This window comes from Shewanella gelidimarina, assembly GCF_023283945.1.
Taxonomy (GTDB): domain Bacteria; phylum Pseudomonadota; class Gammaproteobacteria; order Enterobacterales; family Shewanellaceae; genus Shewanella; species Shewanella gelidimarina.
The window spans coordinates 1-20350 of sequence record NZ_JAKIKW010000002.1; the positions used below are offsets into that span (position 1 = coordinate 1).

Consider the following 20350-nt stretch of genomic DNA (forward strand, 5'->3'; position numbering starts at 1 on the left):
GTGCTGGGTAACAGAATACGCCTTAGTGGAGGCTTGAGCCGTATGCAGTGAAAGTTGCACGTCCGGTTCTTAGGAGGGCGGTACTTGGTGACAAGTGCCGCCTATCCGACAGAAATGAGCTACGTAAGCAGAGAGGAAATGAAGCCGATTTACAGAAATCGATACTTTGCTTTGAGATGATCGCTGCTAACTTATTCAGCTGAAAAATGATAATCCCCAGAGACAATAAAGGTCAGCATCTGCTGACCTTTCATTTTTCGCTGTCTGTATCTCTAACAGTACCTTTATCTCTAAATTAAGCTTGGCTAACTGAAGAGGGTATTTTTAAGCTCTGCTGCTGGGATCTTAAACGGTTCTATTAATCTTGGTGGCCTAAGGACTAAGGCGCCTTGGCAATTACTGCAGGTGAAATGCATTTTTTCACTACAGCTCTTACAGTAAGTGCATTCGAATGAGCAGATATAAGCGACCTCTTTTCGGGCCAGCTTGGTTTTACAGTGTTCGCACTCAGTCTTCATTCTCAACATAAATTCACTCCCTTGAATAACGTCTTTAAATTTAATTCTACAGCGGTGGTAACAAGGATTAATCTCTTCCATGAGCTTGTCACATATTATTTAGGCTCTCATGGCATTCCAAAACATGGAAAAGCTCGCCTGTTTGTGGGCTACATCTTTCCACCTATCAGGGTGGTCTAGAAAGTATCTGGTCGCGGCCAAGTATTGTCCGTGACAACTTTCTAACATCAATGGTAGTGGAAAATTAGCTAAGATGCCTAATTTTTGTCCTTGAATAATTAGCTCACCCATAAAGCTAAGGATGCCGTTCATCGCTTGTTGCCTTATCTCAGAAGCGATAGAGGGAGACATTGAATACTGCTGGAAAAACTCCTGCTTTAGCGGGTGTGCTATTGCCCAATCAATAGCAACTTGCCACAGGTGTTCTGCATCAAGCTTTAGGTCTCCTTTACTGCTCATTTGTGACTTGATTGCAGAAGCAAACTCTTGCTTTATTGAGATGAAAAGATGGTTCATCAGTAAATCTTTTGACGCAAAATGGTGAAACAGCGTCCCGGTAGCGACCCCTGCCGTTTTGGCTATTGAGGCGGTAGACGTCGCATAAAACCCCTGGCTGACAAACAGTGTCAGCGCAGTGTCTAATATGGCTTGTTTTTTATCTATACGGCTCATAAAAACGATTACCTTGGTGCTTAACGCAAGAAGAATTTTACCAATAGATTTTGTAACCAGCCGCCATAAGGAGGGTGGATCAGTTTACCGGTATTAAAATACTTACCGCGCTTTAGGATAGTTTTAGCATGGCTAAAGGTTTGAAAGCCTTCTTTACCATGGTAGTGCCCCATACCTGAGGGACCAACACCGCCAAAGGGGGCATCTTCTGCAGCAACATGAAATACCGTTTCATTGATACAAACGCCTCCCGAATGGGTATGGGTCATGACTTGCTGCTGGGTGTTTTTATCGAAACTCATCAAGTACAGCGCTAAGGGACGCGGACGTTGATTAATGTAGCTAATTGCTTCTTGCAAATTGTCATAAGGGATAACGGGTAATAGTGGGCCGAATATCTCATCTTGCAGTAATAGCATGTCATCGGTTGCGCCAGTGATAAGCTGAGTTGGCACTTTTTGATGTTCGATGTTAATCGCTTCATCATTGGCACTCATCACGGTAGCCCCTTTGGCTTTAGCGTCTTCGAGAACCAGCATTATTCGGTCAAATTGGCGTTGGTTAATAATGCTGCCGTAGTCTTTGTTGTCACTGACTTGGCCATACATTTTAATGAATTTTCGTTTGTAGGCTCGCACAAAATCGTTAAGTTTTTCACTTGGAACCAATACGTAATCAGGTGCAACACATATCTGGCCAGAGTTGAGGCATTTACCATAGATCATTCGTTCGACGGCAGTGTCCATGTCGATATCATCGGCAACAATCACCGGTGACTTTCCGCCAAGTTCAAGGGTCACTGGCGTCAGGTTTTGTGCCGCACTGCGCATTACGTGGCGACCGACGGTGGTTGAACCGGTAAATAATAGGTGGTCAAACGGCAGCGATGAAAACTCGGCGGCAACATCGGCTTCGCCTTCAATGCAGGCAACATGGTTTTGATCAAAAATACTGGCAAGCATTGCGGTGAGAACGGTATTGGTTTCTGGGGTAAATTCAGACAGTTTTATCATCGCTCTGTTACCCGCAGCAAGTGCTGTGATAAGCGGGCCGACAGACAACATGACTGGAAAATTCCACGGTACAATAATACCGACGACGCCAAGTGGCTGGTATTGCACTTTAATACTGGCTGGAGCCAGCAATAATCCCGCATGACGACGGCTTGGTTTCATCCACTTTTTCAAATGCTTTATGCTGTAATTGATATTGTTAACACAGGGCATGATGTCAGAAATAATGCTGTCATCCACTGAACGATGACCATAGTCCCGATTCAATGCTTGTACTAGCTGTTCTTGATAGCTCAAAATGGCTTTTTTAAGACTTTTCAGGTGCTCGATTCTTGCCTCATAAGAGGGAGAAGGGTCTGCAAGGTAGTGAGTACGTTGATTGACTAAGACTTGAGACAGAGGCAATGCTGTTTGGGCTTGAATAGGCATGTTCATTTACGAAGCTCCTGAAGTGTATTAATTAACCGACTGATTAGTCAGTCTGATACTAATCCACTTTTGTTAAAAGGTCAAATATTCGTTTACTTTGTGAGCGAGATCAACTCGACTTCGCTAAACTTCACTAGAATGAAATATGGACTGTTTTGAAGATTGCTCTTTAACGCTATCGTTAAAAGCCCTCTTTAATAGCTAACCTCTAAGGAGATTAAGGTGAGTGATAAAAGACACGGAATATCAATTGGAATTGAGCGCTTAGATAACCAGTTCTATTTGAACTTGGTTGCGAAGGGCAAACTTACACATCAAGACTATCAATATATGGTGCCACTGCTTGAGTCCGCTTTAGCGGGGGTTGAGCATCCTGAAATCAATGTCCTCGCCGATTTGACCGAACTCGATGGTTGGGAATTAAGAGCGGCATGGGATGATCTTAAGCTAGGCTTGGCTCATGGACGTGCTTTTAAAAAGATAGCGATTGTCGGAGAGGGAAATTTGCAACAATGGATGGCGAAAGTTACAGATTGGTTTACCCCTTATGACGCTAAGTTTTTTGAGAGCACTACTGAAGCACATCAGTGGTTAAAAGACTAAAATTAATCTTGTTATCGTTAGGCGTGCAGCATCTGTGCTAACGGACTAAACAACGTTTGGAGGAATTAGTTATGCGTACTCGTCAAATATTATGCCCAACAGACTTTTCTGAAACGGCCTCTCATGCGCTTAAATATGCGATTGAAATGGCTAACCTTTACCATGTCGGATTGCGACTTGTTCATGTCATTGATCAGCCTGTAGGCTTAGAGAACTACCAAATACTCACTGTTACGCCAGAAGAGCTCGCCCAAAGTATGGAGGAATCTGCTGCAACGCAAATGCATTCGTTGCTGTCAGATCTTAAGAGTGAACTGTCAGTGGAAAGTGTTATACGCCATGGCGTAGCGTCCGAGCAGATCCTTAAAGAGGCGGAAGTATCAGAAGCTGGCATGATTGTTATTGCTAGCCATGGTCGTTCAGGACTGGCGCACTTTCTACATACTAATGTGGCTGAAGCGGTGGCTAATGGTGCTATATGTCCAGTATTGGTGGTTAAGTAACTAATACGATTAACATTGCGGCTAAGGTGTTAAATTCGATTAAGGAGTCGCTATGCGATCTCGTCAAATATTATGTCCTACAGACTTTTCTATCACGGCGTCGCATGCGCTAAGTTATGCGGTGGAAATGGCTAATTTATATGGGGTTGGTGTTCGGTTGTTACACGTAGTGAGTGAACCATTCAGTGATCATCATTATGGGCTAGCGGTAGAGTCTGTTACTGAACTTGAGCAACAGATAACCTCGTTTGCGACTGAAAGCTTAATGAAAATTCAGCTCGAAGTGCAGCAAGAGCTTAATGCAGGGCTGACCGTTAAAACCGTTATTCGCAGTGGACTGGTACTAAGAGAAATTCTGGCGGAAGCGGAGGAAGGCGAGATTGGTATGATTGTTATTGCGAGTCATGGACGACAGGGGATTTCGCATCTGCTCAATCCCAATATCGGCGAAGCTTTAGCTTATAAAGCAAAGTGCCCAGTATTAGTGGTTAAATAAGCCCTCTTACGTGGATTAGAAGGCGCTATGTTATTTATCGCTTAAAAGCTCGATCCTGGCTGAGTTAAAAAGGCTATTTCGGCCTCAGTAGAGCTGCGTTCTAAAATAGCATTGCGATGTGGGTAGCGACCAAACTGCTCAATAATAGCTTTATGTCGACGCTCAAATTCGAGATTGCCTTGCGCCGCTTCACGACTGAACAATCGCATCGCAACCTCATGTATCGGTAGCGACTCACTGTGCATATATGGCATTAATAAAAACGGCACTTGCTTGGCTTTCAGTTCGCTATCACTATTTAAGGCGACGGCCTCTTGTGCTAATACTAGGGCAATAGGATCCGCTGCAAAAGATTGTGGCGTGTCTCGGTAGATATTACGCGAGAATTGATCTAACACGATAATCTCGGCAAGACGCCCCTCTGGAGTTGCTCGCCAATGGTAGAGTTCACCGGCCATGGCTTGAGTTAGAACTGCTTCGAATCGCTGCTTAATCAAGGCGTCAAACTCTGTGTCTTTTACCCACCATAGTTTCGGCTCAATTTCTTCAAACCAAAAAGTCAGGATGGTATTGGGTGTCACAGGCGTTTGCTCTGCTAATGGATGACTGTTTTGTGGGCTCATAATTATATCCAGTTGCGGTGATCATTGTGAATAAGTGTAAGAGAGCGCTCGGCGATATGGCGGGCATCTTCCACTGTTATATAGGGTAGCTTAATATTGCCACTGGCAAGCCCAATTTCTAAATTAGCCAGCTGACTGCGCTTTTGATTCGGGCTTTGGGTAATGGCGACATGCTGTACTTTGGTTAACGCGATAAGTTGCCAGCTATGGCCTAATAGACCAGAATGGAACCAAAGATTATCACCTTCTATTACATAGCCATATTGGCGATATCTAAGATAGATCCCTAAGCAAAAAACACTTGCCCCGACCCACAATATCTCAGTAAAAATATCCAAACCGTGGAAGTAAGTATTGATAGCCGGAACTAATAAAGGCAACCACCCACGGCGCCAAAACCAACCTAGATTAATATGTTGATAGCGACGGGGTAACTGGGTCGATGTCGCTTCAATACCTTTAAGCTTGGGGAGTAGCTCAAGAATATTATTACGATTCATTGAGGGCACTAACATATTGTTACTGCCTCGATGCTCAACTTCATGACCTTTCACTTGCTGAAAGTACAGGGTCCATAATTTAAAAAGTCGACCCACTAGTGGCTGATAAAACTTAACCACCTGAATACGCTTTATAGCCAATGCATCGTTTTGTTTGGCGATAATGCCACCGGTGCGATGTAACGTATTGCCACTGCGGGTTAAGCGATAGGGAGAGTATTTAAGGACTGCGGACGCTATAGAGAGTAATGAAAACAGTAAGTAGAATAGCGCCAACGTAAACATCGCGAATGCCAACTGCAACACCATGCTAACGGCGATATTGGTATCATACCAAGCCCAAAATGATTGCATCGATTGCAGGTTTTCCATCGACTCCCAATCTAGCTGGCCAAAAATAGGCCCAAGAATAACGGCCAACCAAATTGCGTTATTTTGATATAGGCCAAATAGCACCAACTCTTTTAGGCTTTTACGGGCAACTATATTGTGTTGATTCTCTGAATGTTCATTGGCGCTAGCCTCAGAGTTTGCGGTTTGGCTGTGCTGATCCTGCTCTGTCATTAAGCGCTTTTTTAACGCCAATGCCTCTTTGTAATCGAGTGCTGAAAGCTCAGCTTCATTGCCTTTTGAGCCTGCGGTTTCAACCACAATGCTATAAAGCCCCATTGGGCGAAAATATAACGGCTGTTGTAAGCGCACATTCTGAATTTTATTGAAGGGGATTTCATCGACTTTTTTAAAGATGACACCATGTTTAATATTGAGCTTATCCTTGTCAATTTTAAATCTAAACTTTAGCCATTGCAGCACACTGTAAATAAGAATACTCAACACACTCAGTACGGCGACCACAATCACCCAAGGGCTACTGAATCCCTGATTCCAACCAGTGTAAACCACAGGGATTAACGCATAGCCACTGCTAAAGACCTGTTTAATAGCAAACAGGGTAAAGCTAATAACAGACCAAGCCGACAGCGATGACCACTGTGAAAACTTATTGGTCATGATGAGCCTCTGCTTGTTTAGTGATGGGCTCTGGGCTTATAGCATCTGTCTCTGCTGTTATAGCATCAGCCTCTACACTCACATTTTCAACATCAGTCGCTTCAGAACCAGCGGTAATCGTCTCAACCTCAGAGGTCTGGGGATCGGCTAAATGTGCCTTTGCCGCTTGCGCAAGTAAATGTTGGCGGAGATGTTCAGCAGTGTGTTGCTCAATACCTGGGAGTTCTATTTCAGCACTGCCACTGCCAGCACTAAAGCACTTTAAAGTGAACAGGTTAAAGTGTCGCTCAAGTGGGCCTTGAGAAAGGCTGACGTGTTGCAGCCGAGAGTAGGGCAAGGACGTACGTTGTTGCCACCACAAACCTTGCTCCATAATAAACTCATGCTCACAAACCGCGTAGTTAAGCTTTTTTGCTTGTAAATACCTCAGGTAGGTAATGCTGCTAAGCAACAGTAATAGCGCGGTTAAAACCACAACAGCCATTACGACACTCAATGCACCAGGTAAGATAATTCCTAAGGTTGCACCACTAAAGATAATTACCGCGACAAATAAGGACTCATAAAGCACCTCTTTATAGTGACGTTCATCAATGGGCTGCAGTGGGATTTGGTCGAACCCTTGCCACTGTGCTTGGCTGACAGTGTTATGTTGCTGGTAATCTGAGTGCTGTTGATTCAAAGCGCTCATTTGTTGGTTCTGGAGATCAGCTGTTGTAGCATCAGCTTTAGCCGCTGAAGATGTTGTATCAGTAGCCAAGTGTGAATTTTCCATTTCATTACTCATTATATGACGTATGTAAGACGCAGTTCCTCAATCGACTATATCAGTATGCAGTGATAAATCACCAGCCTGAGACATATTTGGCTACATTTTGTTTTAGAGATCAAAGGCCATATAATACAAATCAATTACCTTACTGCTTGAGCGATATACATGAACACTGAAAAAGTGGCGTCAAAACAGCAAATAGCCTTTTATCGAAAGCTCTATATTGCTTATCAGATTGAGCATGAGCAGCACAACTTACTGTCGCTGCATAAGCTGACAAGTATGCCCCGCAGAACCCTGCAAGATGCCATCGCGGCTTTTACCGATCTGGGTATCGAGTGTGAATTTGTACAAGATGGTGAGCGTAATAATGCTGGCTACTACCGAATTAATGACTGGGGGCCGATCAACTCAGTTTGGGTTGGCGAACACTTAGCGGTAATTGAAGCCGAACTGGGGTAACTTTACTTCGAAAATCATACTAGCGACTTTGCTCTGCACTGAGTGGCTTGGTTAAACCTCACAAAAGGTACAGTGCAGCGATTAATCGCTGCACTGTACCTTTTTTGCTTTCTATCTGGTTCGGAGAGCGTTTATCGGAAACATTTTAAGCAAGCATTCAATGTTTCACCACTGGTGGCGCACAACACTTTAAGCAAGCATTCAATGTTTCACCACTGCAGTGGCGCACAACATTTTGCGGTTAATACTTCAACTCTGTACTAACCGCGGTAACTAATGTTTTGCCAGCGCATAGCTAATGCAAAATTAACTGTGATTAATTAAGGTAAAATTAACTGTTACTGATTACACTTCGCGATCCTTGTGCATTAAGGGATAATTAGCTTCTTTTACACATCTATTTTCGTTCTACTTGAGGGAACTGTAAGTGCTCGCCAATGTCTCCGTTTTACAATCAAAGTTAAAATTAATTGATAACAGCAAAGCGTTTCAGGGCTTTGTTATTTTCGTCATCTTAGTGTCAGCATTATCGATTGGCGCGCACACATATCACCTGCCAAATTGGATGGAGAAGGGATTACTGCTGCTGGATATTGGCATCACGGTGTTCTTTGCCATTGAGATTGTCATCCGTTTTCTCGCCAGTGATGGCCCTAAACGTTTTTTCAGCAATGGCTGGAATATCTTCGATACCATAATTGTGATTGGCAGTTTAATCCCGACGGGGGGCTCGGCCATCTTGCTGGCAAGGCTACTGCGAATCTTCAGAGTATTACGCTTGGTGTCGATGATCCCAGAGCTTAGAATGCTGGTGAATGCACTGTTTAAAGCCATACCGAGAATGGGTTACATCGCACTCTTGATGTTCGTGATTTTTTATATCTATGGCGCTATCGGTAGCATGTTGTTTGCGGATATCAATGACTTCTTATGGGGCGATGTATCTGTGGCGATGTTAACCCTGTTTAGGGTATCGACTTTTGAGTCTTGGACGTCGGTGATGTACGAAACCATGGCGGTCTATCCACTGAGTTGGATCTATTATTTAAGCTTTATCTTTCTGACCGCATTTGTCTTTTTGAACATGATGGTGGGTGCAGTGCTGGATGTGATGACGCAAGAAACTGCCATCATGCGCGCTGAAGAAGAAGCAGAGTTAAGCGATGATGAAAAGCCTGCTAGTGTTGCGGACGTCGCTGAGCTTAAAGTACAAATCGAAGAGCTAAAATGCTTACTGTTGCAGAAGGCGAGTTAACTTCGCCGTTCATATTTTTTCATATAGTTGATTTTTTGGTTAACAACTACTCGCAAAGTTATTAATAACTTGGGAGTAACCTTTGTCTCAAATAATATAACGAGATGATGAATATGAAAACTGCACACGCTTTAATGCTTGCAAGCTTAGCGGCTACGACCATGGGAACAGCATTTGCTGCTGACAATCATGACCTGTTTGGTGGCCAGCTCAGTGGTAACCTTAAGTTTGCCTCTGATTATGTTTTCCGTGGTGAGTCTGAAACGATGGATGGCGATGTTCCCGTAGTGCAAGGCACGTTAGGTTGGGGCAATGATGACGGTTGGTATACCGGTGTTTTTGCATCAAACGTCAAGTTTGCCGATCCTAACCTTGAGATTGTCACCGCGCCTTACATCGGTAAAGCTGGTGGCTTCGGCGATAGCGGTTTTACTTACGACGTGATGGTGTTTTCATATCTTTATCCCGGTGCATCATATTCTAACTACACCGAATTATGGATTAAAGTCGGTAAGCAATTTGGTCAAGCGAATGTCACGCTAGAAGTGACTCCGACACTTGATGATTGGTTTGGTGTTGATGGTTGGCAAGGGGTTAACTACGCCGTGCATCCAAGCTATGACTTTAATAATGGCATTAAAGTATCAGGATCAATGGGCTACCAAGACCTAGACGGTGAAGGTGCTGAAGGTTGGACCCACTGGAACTTGGGTGTCGAAGCGAGTTATGTTGGTTTAGTCTTTGATCTTCGTTACCACGGAAGCTCAATTGATAAGTCACACTTAGTCTATGGCACGCAAACTGAGATCTTTGATGATCGCGTTGTCTTTGGCTTAAGTAAGAGTTTCTAAGCCTATCAAATCTATATTGAAAAGCCGATTCTACAGAATCGGCTTTTTTGTTATTGAAGCTGAAACCAAGATCTCTTGTGGCAGATTGAGATCGCTGTAAGTGTATTAGCGGCTAATTATGTATATGATGTGGCGTTAAGAGCGATAAAGCGGTTATTCGCATGCAGCTGTTAGATAAATAAATGCGTGTTGGTTGAGGTAATGTATGGGCTACAGAGTGCTAGTTGTCGATGACGAAGCGGTCATTCGGGCTAGATTAAAAGGCTATTTTGAGAAAGAGGGCTATCAAGTCCTTGAAGCTCAAGATGGTGAGCAGATGTGGTATGAATTTAACCGCCAGCATATCGATTTAGTGATGCTCGACATTAACTTGCCCGGAACCGATGGCCTAAGCTTGGCGCGTGAACTACGCAGTCGCGGCGATGTAGGGATCATACTGGTGACTGGCCGTGATGAAACCATCGATAAAATTGTTGGTTTAGAGATGGGCGCCGATGACTATGTGACCAAACCCTTTGAATTAAGGGAGTTGCTGGTGCGGGTTAAAAACTTATTGTGGCGTATCTCTTTGGTTCAAAAAGCGCTTGCTGAGAGTAGCGCGCAAGCTGATCCTAATGACAATATTATTGCCTTTAATGACTATGTATTAGAGCTCAATAGCCGAAAGCTGATTGGCAGTGGTGAGATTATTAAACTCACTAAAGCAGAGTTTGAGCTATTGACTGCCTTTGCTCTTCACCCACAGCAAGTGTTGTCGCGCGACCGATTAATGCAGCAAACCAGTCATCGTAATCAGGACGTCAACGATAGAACTATCGATGTGATTATTCGACGCCTGCGCAATAAGTTATCTCCAGAATTATTTGTCACCGTACATGGCGAAGGTTATCTGTTTGCCGCGAAGGTGAAAGACTAGGGGCTGTTAATCTTTCAGGGTTTTACATGCTGCAGTTTATTGGCTCCGTTAGGTATTAATTGTCTGGGCTTACCCGATAGATAGGGTAATAGTCGGCCGGAGCTAAGCTGGTTTTTAACACCTGTTGATTAATATTCCCAATGACTTGGCTTTGTATTTTGGGGCCAATATCGCCAAAGGGTTCAGCACCTTGCAGTTCCCTCACTACAACGTCAATGGCAAGCATGCCTTGCACAACGACCAAATCATCGTTACTGAACTCTACCCGTTCACGATAGATCCCTCTGAGTATTGCGGGGGACAGATAGCTGCTGACTAATTTGACCTTATGCTCAAGCTGGTACTGCCTTAAAATTGAAACGCCCGCCTCGATAGCGACCGCGCTGCCTAGAATATACTGCGGCGTTTGTGTCTTTAATAACGCCTCCAGTTCATCGCGATATAAGTTGCGATTGTTATCAGCGTGACGCACTGCTGAGATACCGACTTTACTGCCGATTAACGCCGCTGTTAACCCTTGCTCAACCAAACCACTGCCCCCCTGTTTATCGGGGCCTGCAAGTAGCGCTACTTGGGAACTGACTTGGGTGGTTTTATCCGTCTGCTGACGAATATATTGCCCTGCTTGAAAGCCCATTTGATACCAGTTAACGCCTACCCGTGTGGTGACCTGTTTATGGTCAAGACGATTGACCAACGCAATAATAGGTTTGTTAATGGGTGGCTTATAAAATTCAAGTAGATCAGGGCGAACCCCCCCGAGTAATATGGCATCAAAATTGTGCTTCATGCAGTTATCGAGCTGGCTTAATTGTTTGTCTAAGCCGTAATAACTGCCTGCTTCAAATAGTTCTACATGCAGTTTTAACTTCTTTGCTTGTTGTACCAGGCCATAGTTAATACCGGTCCAATAACTGTCTTTTAGATGAGGCATTAACACACAAATACGCCAGTCTTTTTTAGCGTTAGTCAGCGGCGTATATTGCACCTCTGTGCTGTGTTGGATTTTGTTATCGAAAGGCAGTCTTTGTTCAAGTGACCAAGAGGGCACCGATATGGCCGCATTGGCAAATGGACTGGCAAGCAATAGCGCGAGTAATACCTTTACCCACCGTTGGAATGGTTTTGCCATCATTAACATACCCTTGATTCATGTTATACCAATTACATTAAGTCTCTGTTCATTCAGTGCGTTGAACTCCAGCCTATGGGGATCGCTCTGACATTGCACTTCTGCTTTTGTCGGCTCACAAGGGATTAACCATTATCAGGTCAAGGCGTCTTGAATTGAAAAGCTTGAGTGTTTCTAAATTGACTACCTATTTAATGCAATTGGTATTAATGTGTGAGTCAATATTGTAACAGCATAACGTAAAAGAGTGAGTGCTTTGTATTTGACTCCATCATCGCGACCCAGACTATCCTTATCAAGAAAGAGCCTAATAGGTCGCTTAATGCTGGCCTTTAGTTTATTGGCACTGCTGTTACTGCTGTTGGTGACGTTAGGGAGCTTAAGTTTGCACTGGGTGCAGCAAGCGGATAAATACCTTTACGATAAAGCACTACCTGCATCAGAGGCGGCGCGTCAGTTGGTATTATCAAGTAATGCATTGGCCGAAAATGCCAAATTACTTGGACAATCTGAGCTTGAATCTCAGCGGCAATTGGTCGGCCGTAAACTGTCGATCAATAGTGGCGCAATGCTTAACGCGATTAGTGCGTTAAAAGCCTTGAATGTAAACTTTGATTTAAGCCTTGAACAGAGTGCATCAGATATCATTCTCGACTTGTCGCGTCTTGGGGAGCAAGTGGGGCAGCGTATTTTGGCGGCTTATCAATTACAGCTCCAAGGTAAAGCGCTGGTGGCTGCGTCAAACGAAAGCACTGACTTGTTATTGGCAGAGCTGGCCATCGTCGATTCCGGTATCTTATCAAAAATCAGTTTGGCATATCCGCAAGCCGTGGGAGTAGAGCAAACCTCAAAGTTGCTCGACACCTTGATTGAGCAAGATCTCGATATTCAAGAACGGCTGAATCGAGCCCTTAAAATTGTGCATAATATTGCTTTGATGGGACAAGTGTTTCAATCACCAGAGTTAGGTAGTGGCATCTTTAATTCGTTAGCCAAAAACGATAGTCAGCTGAGAGAACTCGGGGTATCCATTTCAGGTTTGAATGATCCTGCATCAGATGCTGGATTACGCTACTTTGCATCCTTGACCAGTTTATCTAATATTATTCGTGACCCTGTTAGATCGAAAGCTTTTGCAAGACAAGTCCGTATTTTACAGACGTTGCCCCAGAGTATATTGCTGCAAAAACAACACACTCAACTAAATCAAGCGCAAGAGTTAAAACTACAAGCCCTTACTGATAAATTAGATGCGCTAAATAGTGCTGTTGATACTGCCATGAGCATTCAACGTGTAGAGGCTGATAAAGCCAGAGTCGATTACCTTAATCAGTTGAGTTGGTCTAAGGTAAGCCTGTTGCTGACAGGCTTGTTGATGCTGCTAGTTATCGCCTTTGTTGTCTATAAAGTGATCTACCAAGGCATTGCGCTCAAACTCAATGCTGCCACAACCGCATTGGCGCAGCTGAGCCTGGGTAATACTGCTGTGACCATCGATACAGAAGGTGATGACGAGTTAGCGGCAATGGCCAGCGCGATTAAAGCATTTAAGCAGAAGACCGAACATAACCTTAAACTACAAGCCGAACTACGTGATACTGCTACAGAGCTGTTTGAACATAAACAAGCATTGGAAGCCACTGTTGAGGCGCGCACATTGGAGCTGGCTGAGGCCAATGTTCAGCTAGATAAAGAAGCCAAAGGGCATGTATTAGCCCGTGATATGGCAGAGCAGGCTAACCAAGCAAAGTCGCTGTTTTTAGCCACTATGAGCCATGAAATTAGAACACCGTTAAACGGTCTACTTGGCACGTTAACTTTGCTTGGTCACTCAAAACTACCGCCATCACAACGGCAGATGTTGGCATTATCACAATACAGTGGAACGCTGTTACAAACGTTGTTAAACGACATATTGGATTTCTCCCGCCTTGAGCAAAGTAAGCTGGCTAATGAGCCTCGGGCTGTGGATCTTGCTGAGTTACTCGATGAAGTTACAGCCATTATGCTTGCTGGCGCAGGTTTGGCAGGCCTGACTTTGGTGGCAAACTATAAAAACCTGCCAAAGTGGGTCTATATAGACGGTCCAAAATTACGCCAAGTACTGTTTAATTTATTGGGTAATTCCATTAAGTTCACTCCGCAAGGCACCGTTGAATTGAGCGTAATGGTTGAACAAGGTGCACTGGCCTTTAAAGTACAAGACAGCGGTGTGGGCATTGATTGCAGTGCCATGACAAAACTCTTTAAAGCCTATAGTAATGAGCCCAGTAAAGGCCGCGATCGTGGTACCGGACTCGGGCTTGCGATCAGTAAACAGCTGGTCGAACTTATGCGTGCGGGCGCTGAAGCTTCAAAGGCTTTATGGGTAACAAGCCAAGTTACTCAGGGCAGTAGCTTTGGTTTTTCATTACCGCTTACTGAATGCGTAGAACCTGATATGGCGCAGCAGCTACAAGCCGTACTTGTTAGCGCTAAACGGGTGCTGGTGGTGGAAGATAACAAGATTAATGCGATGGTTGCGCAAGGGTTTTTAGCACATCTTGGCCATGATTCCGTATTAGCGACTAGTTGTGAAGCTGCAAGGCAGGCCTACACAACTGCAAGTGCCAGTGATTACGATGCGGTGATGCTTGATATTCAACTCGGCGATGGCTCGGGGATGACTTTGCTTGAAGAGTTACAGCAGATTAATGCACAGATAGGGCATTCACTGCCGATCGCGGCCTTTACCGCTCAACTGCAAGCAGAAGATATGGAAAATTATCAACAGCAAGGCTTTGATTTGGTGTTAATGAAGCCGCTTGATATGAAGGCGTTAAGCGCTTGGCTTGGACGAGCAAAAGAGATTGATGAATTAAATGCTACGCCCGAGGCGGCATCGCAAACGGCAGCAAATGCCCCATTGCTCGAAACAGCACCTGAATCTAAAGCTATGCCAGATGCGAATTTAGCACTATTAGATGACACGCTGCTAACGCAAGATATGAGTTACTTAGGTAAAGAGGCTGTGGTTGAGCTGTTTGAGCTTTACCGTGGTTCCAGCCAAGCACATATGGCAACCTTAGCGACAGCGCCTAAGGATTTTGAGCGAATATTACATGCACTAAAAGGCAGCAGCGCCAGCATGGGGTTAACGCAACTGGCTACAACATGTGGTGATATCGAACAATTAAAAGTCACGGCTGAAGAGTACCAGCAGCAACATCAACAGTTGTTAGCGTTATGGCAGCGATCGATGGAGGTATTATCATTGTGGCTAGACGAGCAGGAAGAAGCGCTGTAGAACTATTAACCAACAAGTGGTTAGTTAAAGGCGCAGACATAGAAGATATTTGTTATTAATGCATTCAGCGTTCTTCATCTCAGCAGATTAAGATGTTTGCCCCAACCAAGGCTAAGCGACGCTAGCAGCTGTACATTCAAACTATAACCCACGAACACGACTATATAGTGAGTGCAGCTAAATAGAACGGGTACTGTTGCTTTGAGGATGACTTTAGAGCATCAAGCATTTGAACTAGAGTTTAGCCGTGCGGTTAAACTGAAAGCCATGTGACATTGGTAATGATTTTCAATTTTTATGGCATCTCTTCATCTTTTATGAATAAAAGCTTTACAATATCTCAAAGTGCTGTAAAGTACGCCTTGCTCTGGCATACAGAGTTATTAATGAAACATCAAGTAAAAGTAAAGCTTCAGATTCTGCGTTATCGTTGTATCATCTGTGTTTCCCTTAGCTTCATCGTAACATTTAATAATTCAAGCTCTCAGCACATCGCACTTTCGCGATAGATTTATTAATTCTCCACTAATATATAAGGGACATAAAATGTCTAACTCAACTACTGGCATCGTAAAATGGTTTAACGAAGACAAAGGTTTTGGCTTCATTACTCAAGACAATGGCGGCGCTGACGTATTCGTACATTTCCGCGCTATCACTTCAGAGGGTTTCAAGACTCTTGCTGAAGGCCAAAAAGTTTCTTTCGACCTAGAGCAAGGCCAAAAAGGCCCACAAGCAGCTAACGTAGTTGCTATCTAGTCGAAAGTCGACACAAGTAGTTTAATTACTGTTTGAGTCAACTTTAAATAATTGAATAAAAGTTAAATTTTCTTCAATTATTAAAAAAAGCGAACCTTTAGGTTCGCTTTTTTGCGTTTAAAAGAAAATAATTCTGTTCTAATACCCTTTGGATTAAATTGGTCGTAAATTCAGCCACACTCACCCATTTTAAAATCAGAGCGCATCGGTGAGACTGCAGTGGTTCAATGAAAAGCAGAAGTGAAAACCATGAGCTATTGCTATTTAATACCAATTCCATTAAAGAGTTGGTCATTCAGCGGGAATTTAAATCACTTTAGACAAGCACGTGGCTTGTAGCTAATAGTTATTCTCGGCTCTAGCATCCTGCTTCACTCTACCTTCTGCATCCATGCAGGCGTATATCGAAAGCCACATGCGCCGTATTAAGGGATTTAAAACCCGCACGCAGTGAGCTTTTCAGGACATTCACTGCTGCGTTGCATTGTCTTAAAAGGGAATAACCATTTCTTCCACAATGCGCCTTGAATTGAAAGTCCTGAAAAAGCTCTGAATTGATCACATCCTTAATGGAATTGGTATAATTCACAGATGCTTAATACAGTGGCGATTAATACGGACAAAAAAACGAATGAGTCAGAATAAAAAAGGGTTGTGAGCTAGCTTGGAAGTTAGGGGCTGTTGATCTTTCACGGTTGTTTTTGCCGCAGTTTATTGGCTATTTTGACAAGGCGGAGGCTATGTCGTTTAGTCATTCTCCACAAATAGCCTACAACACAGTAAAAATAGCCAAGAAGCGCGGCCCTTCGGGTTCGTTTCAATACTTTTATTACTGCGTTACGAGCTTTTCGCTTAGCCAGCTAAGCATCATCGCTCAAGCCTTGTACTAAAATCATTGAATTCGAACAAAAACTAAGCTCGAAAGATCAACAGCCCCTAGTATCGGCTTGGCGGTATTTATTCAGTCATCTGTGTTGATAAACCTTGCTGTAGACGTCAGCCAAAATCTATTTTTGCCTGTGTTCCACGTTATAGTCGCCCCTGAATTTGCCCCTCGAATATTCTACTTACCCTAGGTACCTATTTCTAGCCCTGACACTACTGTGCCTAAATGGGTATTCTCTGCGGTATCCCCCTCTCTATTAGCTTGTCATTGCGACTATTATCGAATTGTCTTTTTGACATGGCGATTGTTTATGTGACACTAATTGTTGTTGTCATATTTACACTGTCATTAGTGCGTATTTTGTCTTTATCTAATATTTTCAATGAATTACTTTTTTGGCATGGTTAGTGCAATTACTCAAGTAGAAGATTTGATTTATTTAATATTTTAGGGTGTAACTAATGACAATTCATGTGAAAAACAACATTCATTGGGTCGGACAACGTGATTGGGAAGTGCAAGACTTCCATGGTACTGAATATAAGATGACCAGAGGCACGAGCTATAACAGTTACCTCATCCGTGAAGAGAAGACAGTATTGATTGATACTGTTGACCACAGGTTCAGTCATCAGTTTGTGCAAAATTTAGAGATGGAAATTGATCTTAAGACTATCGATTTTATCGTGATGAACCATGCGGAAGAAGATCATTCTGGCGCATTAACCGCATTACTAGAAAAGATCCCCGGCACGCCCATTTATTGCACTGAAGCGGCCGTTGATTCGATTGTAGGTCACTACCACCATCCAGAGTGGAACTTTAAAATTGTTAAAACCGGTGATAGCGTAGATATCGGTAATGGTAAGAAACTTATCTTCATTGAAGCACCTATGCTGCATTGGCCTGACAGTATGATGACTTACATGACCGAGGACGCGGTGTTGTTTAGTAACGATGCCTTTGGCCAGCATTACTGCGACGAGCATCTATTTAACGATGAAGTAGACCAGAATGAGCTTAAGGAGCAGTGTCTTCGCTATTACGCAAATATCTTAACCCCATTTAGCAGCCTGGTGACGGCTAAGATCCACGAAGTATTAAGCTTCAATGTACCTGTGGATATGATTGCCACTTCTCACGGTATCGTTTGGCGTGACAACCCTACGCAGATCATTCATCAATACCTTGAGTGGGCTGACAGTTATCAAGAAGATAAGATCACCATTTTCTACGATTCAATGTCGAACAACACCCGCATGATGGCTGATGCCATTGCTCAAGGTATCCATGATGTGGATCCTGGCGTGGCGGTAAAAGTCTTTAATGTGTCAAAGCATGATAAGAACGAAATTTTATCGCATACCTTCCGCTCAAAGGGCTTATTGGTAGGCTCATCGACAATGAACAATGTGATGATGCCAAAAATTGCTGGCATGCTTGAAGAGATCACCGGCTTAAGATTTAAAGGTAAAAAAGCCGCGGCGTTTGGCAGTTATGGTTGGAGCGGCGGTGCGGTCGACCGTATTCATACTCGCTTAATGGACGCAGGTTTCGAAACGGCCCTTAGCTTGAAAACTAAGTGGCGTCCAGATGGGAATGCGATGCGCGAATGCCGTGAACATGGCCGTCAAATTGCTAAGCAGTGGGCGTTACATCCACTGGCCGATGCGCCTGCTATAAATCAATTCGCTAAGGCTATTGCTAAATCTGACGCTGTGGATGAGAAAACTGAAGCTAAGCCTGTAGCCAGCTTGTCTGAGCAACCACAGCAAGCAGCGGTTGCCAATAACAATGATGCTGAGCATGATTCTGATTGCCAGTGCATGATTTGTACCGTGTGTAATTGGGTTTACGATCCGGCAATCGGTGAGCCAAACCAAGAAATTGAACCCGGTACTCCTTGGTCTGATGTTCCTGAGTACTTCCTCTGCCCTGAGTGTAACTTGGGAAAAGACGTGTTTATTGCACACAAGGTTTAGTCGACGTATTTGAGGAAGCAGTAATGACAGCACCGATTGTAATCATTGGTAGTGGTTTCGCCGCCTATCAGTTAATAAAGAACATACGCAGGCAAGATGTTAGTTTGCCTATTCAGGTTTTTACTGCTGATGAAGGTGATGAATACAACAAGCCTGATTTAAGCCATGTATTTTCCAAGCAGCAAGATGCAAATGCATTAATCACCTTGTCTGCTGCTGATTTTGCTGCGCAGTATCAGGTTGAATTATTTGCCAACACACGGGTGGAACAGGTTGATACTAAAGCGCAATCACTCTCTGCTAATGGACAGAGTTATCAATATTCGAAGTTAGTCTTTGCAACAGGCGCAACAGCCTTTGTGCCGCCAATAAAAGGCGATGCAGCAGTCGATATTATCACTCTAAACAGTTTATCTGAGTATCGAGCTTCACAGCAAAAGCTAACCACTGCTAATCGTATATTGATAATGGGCGGCGGCTTAATTGGCACTGAACTGGCTATGGATCTGCAAACGAGCGGAAAAAAGGTGATTGTTGTTGAACCTAATAGTCGATTGCTAGCCAATGTAGCACCAGACTTTGTCGCATTGAAGCTTGAACAACCTCTGCGTGATGGTGGAATGACACTTGAGCTTAACGATTACGTGATAACAATAGAGCAAATTAACGCACAAGCTGAAGAGGGCAAGCAGGCTATGCTGGTGACCACTAAAGCGGGTAAAGTCTTTACTGTCGATTGCGTTATCTCAGCAGCGGGTTTACGTCCAAATACCAACTTAGCACAACAGGCTGATATTAAGGTTAATCGCGGTATTGTGGTGGATGAAAAGCTACAAGCATCTGCCAACAATGTTTACGCCCTTGGTGATTGCGCCGAGATTAACGGCAAGGTCATGGCTTATTTACAGCCTATTATTTTGAGTGCCAATGCGCTTGCTAAGCAGTTACTTGGTCAAGCATCACAACTGACGTTCCCGGCGATGATGGTGAAAGTGAAAACACCGTCATATCCGATCCAAGTCGGCGGCAGGTTTAATACAGATTCATCATGGAAAGTGGGCTTTGATAAACAAGGCGTGACGGCAGAAGCATATGATGATCAAAATAATATGACCGGGTTTGTCGTGACCAATGAAAATGCCAAACAGGCCTTTTCACTGCTAAGAAAAGTATCCGTTTCTTAATCAAATAGGATAGATACTTATCCTACGCTAGCTCATGCTCAAGCGTGTCAATTTGGCTATCCAGATCAAAAAACGAACCGTCAGGTTCGTTTTTTTCGGAGAATAACATTAAACCTTCTAATCTGATTTTTTCATCTGTAGATGATTCAAATATCCCTCTCTATCCAACTTTTCTCTAATCTCTTTGACCATATCATTATCAACTGTTGCATCCTTTTGTGCTCCCCAAACTTGTCTGGCAAAGTTAACGAGCTCCGCCACTTGCTGATCTGATACTTGTGCATTGAAAGATGACATCGACACCACGCCTCTGGCTTCGATTTTTGTATTCTAGGCAGGGGCTTTGTACTTATTGCTAACATTGCTATTTTAGAACGCTTCGGTTGCTGAAAACTCATGGCATTGCTAATGATGACATTTAGCAGCATTACTCTACTAAAGCCCAATGGTGACTATAAAGCTCTGGGCTAGCTTGTATTAATAGCAGGATTCACTAG

The 20350-nt window shown here is 43.7% G+C and carries 20 protein-coding genes; 12 read left to right on the forward strand and 8 right to left on the reverse strand.

Going from position 1 to position 20350, the window contains the following annotated elements:
• Positions 1–305: 305 nt before the first annotated feature.
• The 3 genes from L2729_RS01885 to L2729_RS01895 form a co-directional block, all read right to left on the reverse strand.
• Positions 306–527, reverse strand: coding sequence for a DUF1272 domain-containing protein (locus L2729_RS01885; protein ID WP_248986722.1), 222 nt, complete (start codon positions 525–527; stop codon positions 306–308).
• A 90-nt stretch (positions 528–617) separates the two neighbouring features.
• A complete protein-coding gene (locus L2729_RS01890) occupies positions 618–1190 on the reverse strand; it encodes a TetR/AcrR family transcriptional regulator (protein ID WP_248986723.1) in 573 nt (190 codons plus the stop codon).
• A 20-nt stretch (positions 1191–1210) separates the two neighbouring features.
• On the reverse strand, positions 1211–2638 hold the full coding sequence (locus tag L2729_RS01895) for a coniferyl aldehyde dehydrogenase (RefSeq protein WP_248986724.1): 1428 nt from the start codon (positions 2636–2638) through the stop codon (positions 1211–1213).
• 216 nt (positions 2639–2854) lie between these two features.
• Between L2729_RS01895 and L2729_RS01900 the strand changes: the two genes are divergently transcribed.
• From L2729_RS01900 to L2729_RS01910, 3 genes are all read left to right on the forward strand, one after another.
• Positions 2855–3235 carry a SpoIIAA family protein gene (locus tag L2729_RS01900; RefSeq protein ID WP_248986725.1) on the forward strand — a complete coding sequence of 127 codons (381 nt, stop codon included), beginning with the start codon at positions 2855–2857 and terminating at the stop codon, positions 3233–3235.
• Positions 3236–3306: 71 nt separating this feature from the next.
• A complete protein-coding gene (locus L2729_RS01905) occupies positions 3307–3738 on the forward strand; it encodes a universal stress protein (RefSeq protein WP_248986726.1) in 432 nt (143 codons plus the stop codon).
• A gap of 52 nt (positions 3739–3790) precedes the next feature.
• A complete protein-coding gene (locus L2729_RS01910) occupies positions 3791–4234 on the forward strand; it encodes a universal stress protein (RefSeq protein WP_248986727.1) in 444 nt (147 codons plus the stop codon).
• A 41-nt stretch (positions 4235–4275) separates the two neighbouring features.
• On the opposite strand, the gene L2729_RS01915 is transcribed toward L2729_RS01910, so the two are convergent.
• From L2729_RS01915 to L2729_RS01925, 3 genes are read right to left on the reverse strand one after another with little or no spacing between them, the layout of a single operon-like run.
• Entirely contained in the window at positions 4276–4857 is a 582-nt protein-coding gene (locus L2729_RS01915) for a DUF924 family protein (RefSeq protein WP_248986728.1), read from the reverse strand.
• Between the two features lie 2 nt (positions 4858–4859).
• Complete coding sequence (locus L2729_RS01920) at positions 4860–6368, reverse strand: PH domain-containing protein (protein WP_248986729.1); 1509 nt, start codon at positions 6366–6368, stop codon at positions 4860–4862.
• Positions 6358–7143, reverse strand: a complete 786-nt coding sequence (locus tag L2729_RS01925) for a PH domain-containing protein (protein ID WP_248986730.1) — start codon at positions 7141–7143, stop codon at positions 6358–6360. The genes L2729_RS01920 and L2729_RS01925 overlap by 11 nt, the downstream gene beginning before the upstream one ends.
• A 162-nt stretch (positions 7144–7305) precedes the next feature.
• Between L2729_RS01925 and L2729_RS01930 the strand changes: the two genes are divergently transcribed.
• The 4 genes from L2729_RS01930 to torR all read left to right on the forward strand — a co-directional run bounded on the left by L2729_RS01930 (position 7306) and on the right by torR (position 10624).
• Positions 7306–7602: a winged helix-turn-helix domain-containing protein gene (locus L2729_RS01930; RefSeq protein ID WP_248986731.1), complete on the forward strand. Its 297-nt coding sequence runs from the start codon at positions 7306–7308 to the stop codon at positions 7600–7602.
• 427 nt (positions 7603–8029) lie between these two features.
• On the forward strand, positions 8030–8857 hold the full coding sequence (locus tag L2729_RS01935; protein ID WP_248986732.1) for an ion transporter: 828 nt from the start codon (positions 8030–8032) through the stop codon (positions 8855–8857).
• Positions 8858–8970: 113 nt separating this feature from the next.
• Positions 8971–9708 (forward strand): TorF family putative porin, encoded by a 738-nt coding sequence (locus L2729_RS01940; protein ID WP_283104095.1) that lies wholly within the window; start codon positions 8971–8973, stop codon positions 9706–9708.
• Between the two features lie 205 nt (positions 9709–9913).
• Positions 9914–10624, forward strand: coding sequence for a two-component system response regulator TorR (gene torR, locus L2729_RS01945; protein WP_248986733.1), 711 nt, complete (start codon positions 9914–9916; stop codon positions 10622–10624).
• A gap of 55 nt (positions 10625–10679) precedes the next feature.
• Here the strand turns inward: torR and torT are convergent, their stop codons facing one another.
• The gene (gene torT / locus L2729_RS01950; protein WP_346347750.1) at positions 10680–11759 is read right to left on the reverse strand and encodes a TMAO reductase system periplasmic protein TorT; all 1080 of its coding nucleotides are present in this window, start codon (positions 11757–11759) and stop codon (positions 10680–10682) included.
• Between the two features lie 244 nt (positions 11760–12003).
• Here torT and torS point away from each other — a divergent pair, with 244 nt between their 5' ends.
• From torS to norW, 5 genes are all read left to right on the forward strand, one after another.
• Positions 12004–15042, forward strand: coding sequence for a TMAO reductase system sensor histidine kinase/response regulator TorS (torS, locus tag L2729_RS01955; RefSeq protein WP_346347751.1), 3039 nt, complete (start codon positions 12004–12006; stop codon positions 15040–15042).
• A 546-nt stretch (positions 15043–15588) separates the two neighbouring features.
• Positions 15589–15801, forward strand: coding sequence for a transcription antiterminator/RNA stability regulator CspE (gene cspE, locus L2729_RS01960; RefSeq protein ID WP_101093053.1), 213 nt, complete (start codon positions 15589–15591; stop codon positions 15799–15801).
• A gap of 740 nt (positions 15802–16541) precedes the next feature.
• Positions 16542–16691 (forward strand): hypothetical protein, encoded by a 150-nt coding sequence (locus L2729_RS01965; RefSeq protein WP_248986735.1) that lies wholly within the window; start codon positions 16542–16544, stop codon positions 16689–16691.
• 457 nt (positions 16692–17148) lie between these two features.
• Positions 17149–18669 (forward strand): anaerobic nitric oxide reductase flavorubredoxin, encoded by a 1521-nt coding sequence (gene norV / locus L2729_RS01970; protein ID WP_248986736.1) that lies wholly within the window; start codon positions 17149–17151, stop codon positions 18667–18669.
• Positions 18670–18692: 23 nt separating this feature from the next.
• Positions 18693–19853, forward strand: a complete 1161-nt coding sequence (gene norW / locus L2729_RS01975) for an NADH:flavorubredoxin reductase NorW (RefSeq protein WP_248986737.1) — start codon at positions 18693–18695, stop codon at positions 19851–19853.
• Between the two features lie 117 nt (positions 19854–19970).
• On the opposite strand, the gene L2729_RS01980 is transcribed toward norW, so the two are convergent.
• Complete coding sequence (locus L2729_RS01980) at positions 19971–20150, reverse strand: hypothetical protein (protein ID WP_248986738.1); 180 nt, start codon at positions 20148–20150, stop codon at positions 19971–19973.
• Positions 20151–20350 lie beyond the last annotated feature (200 nt).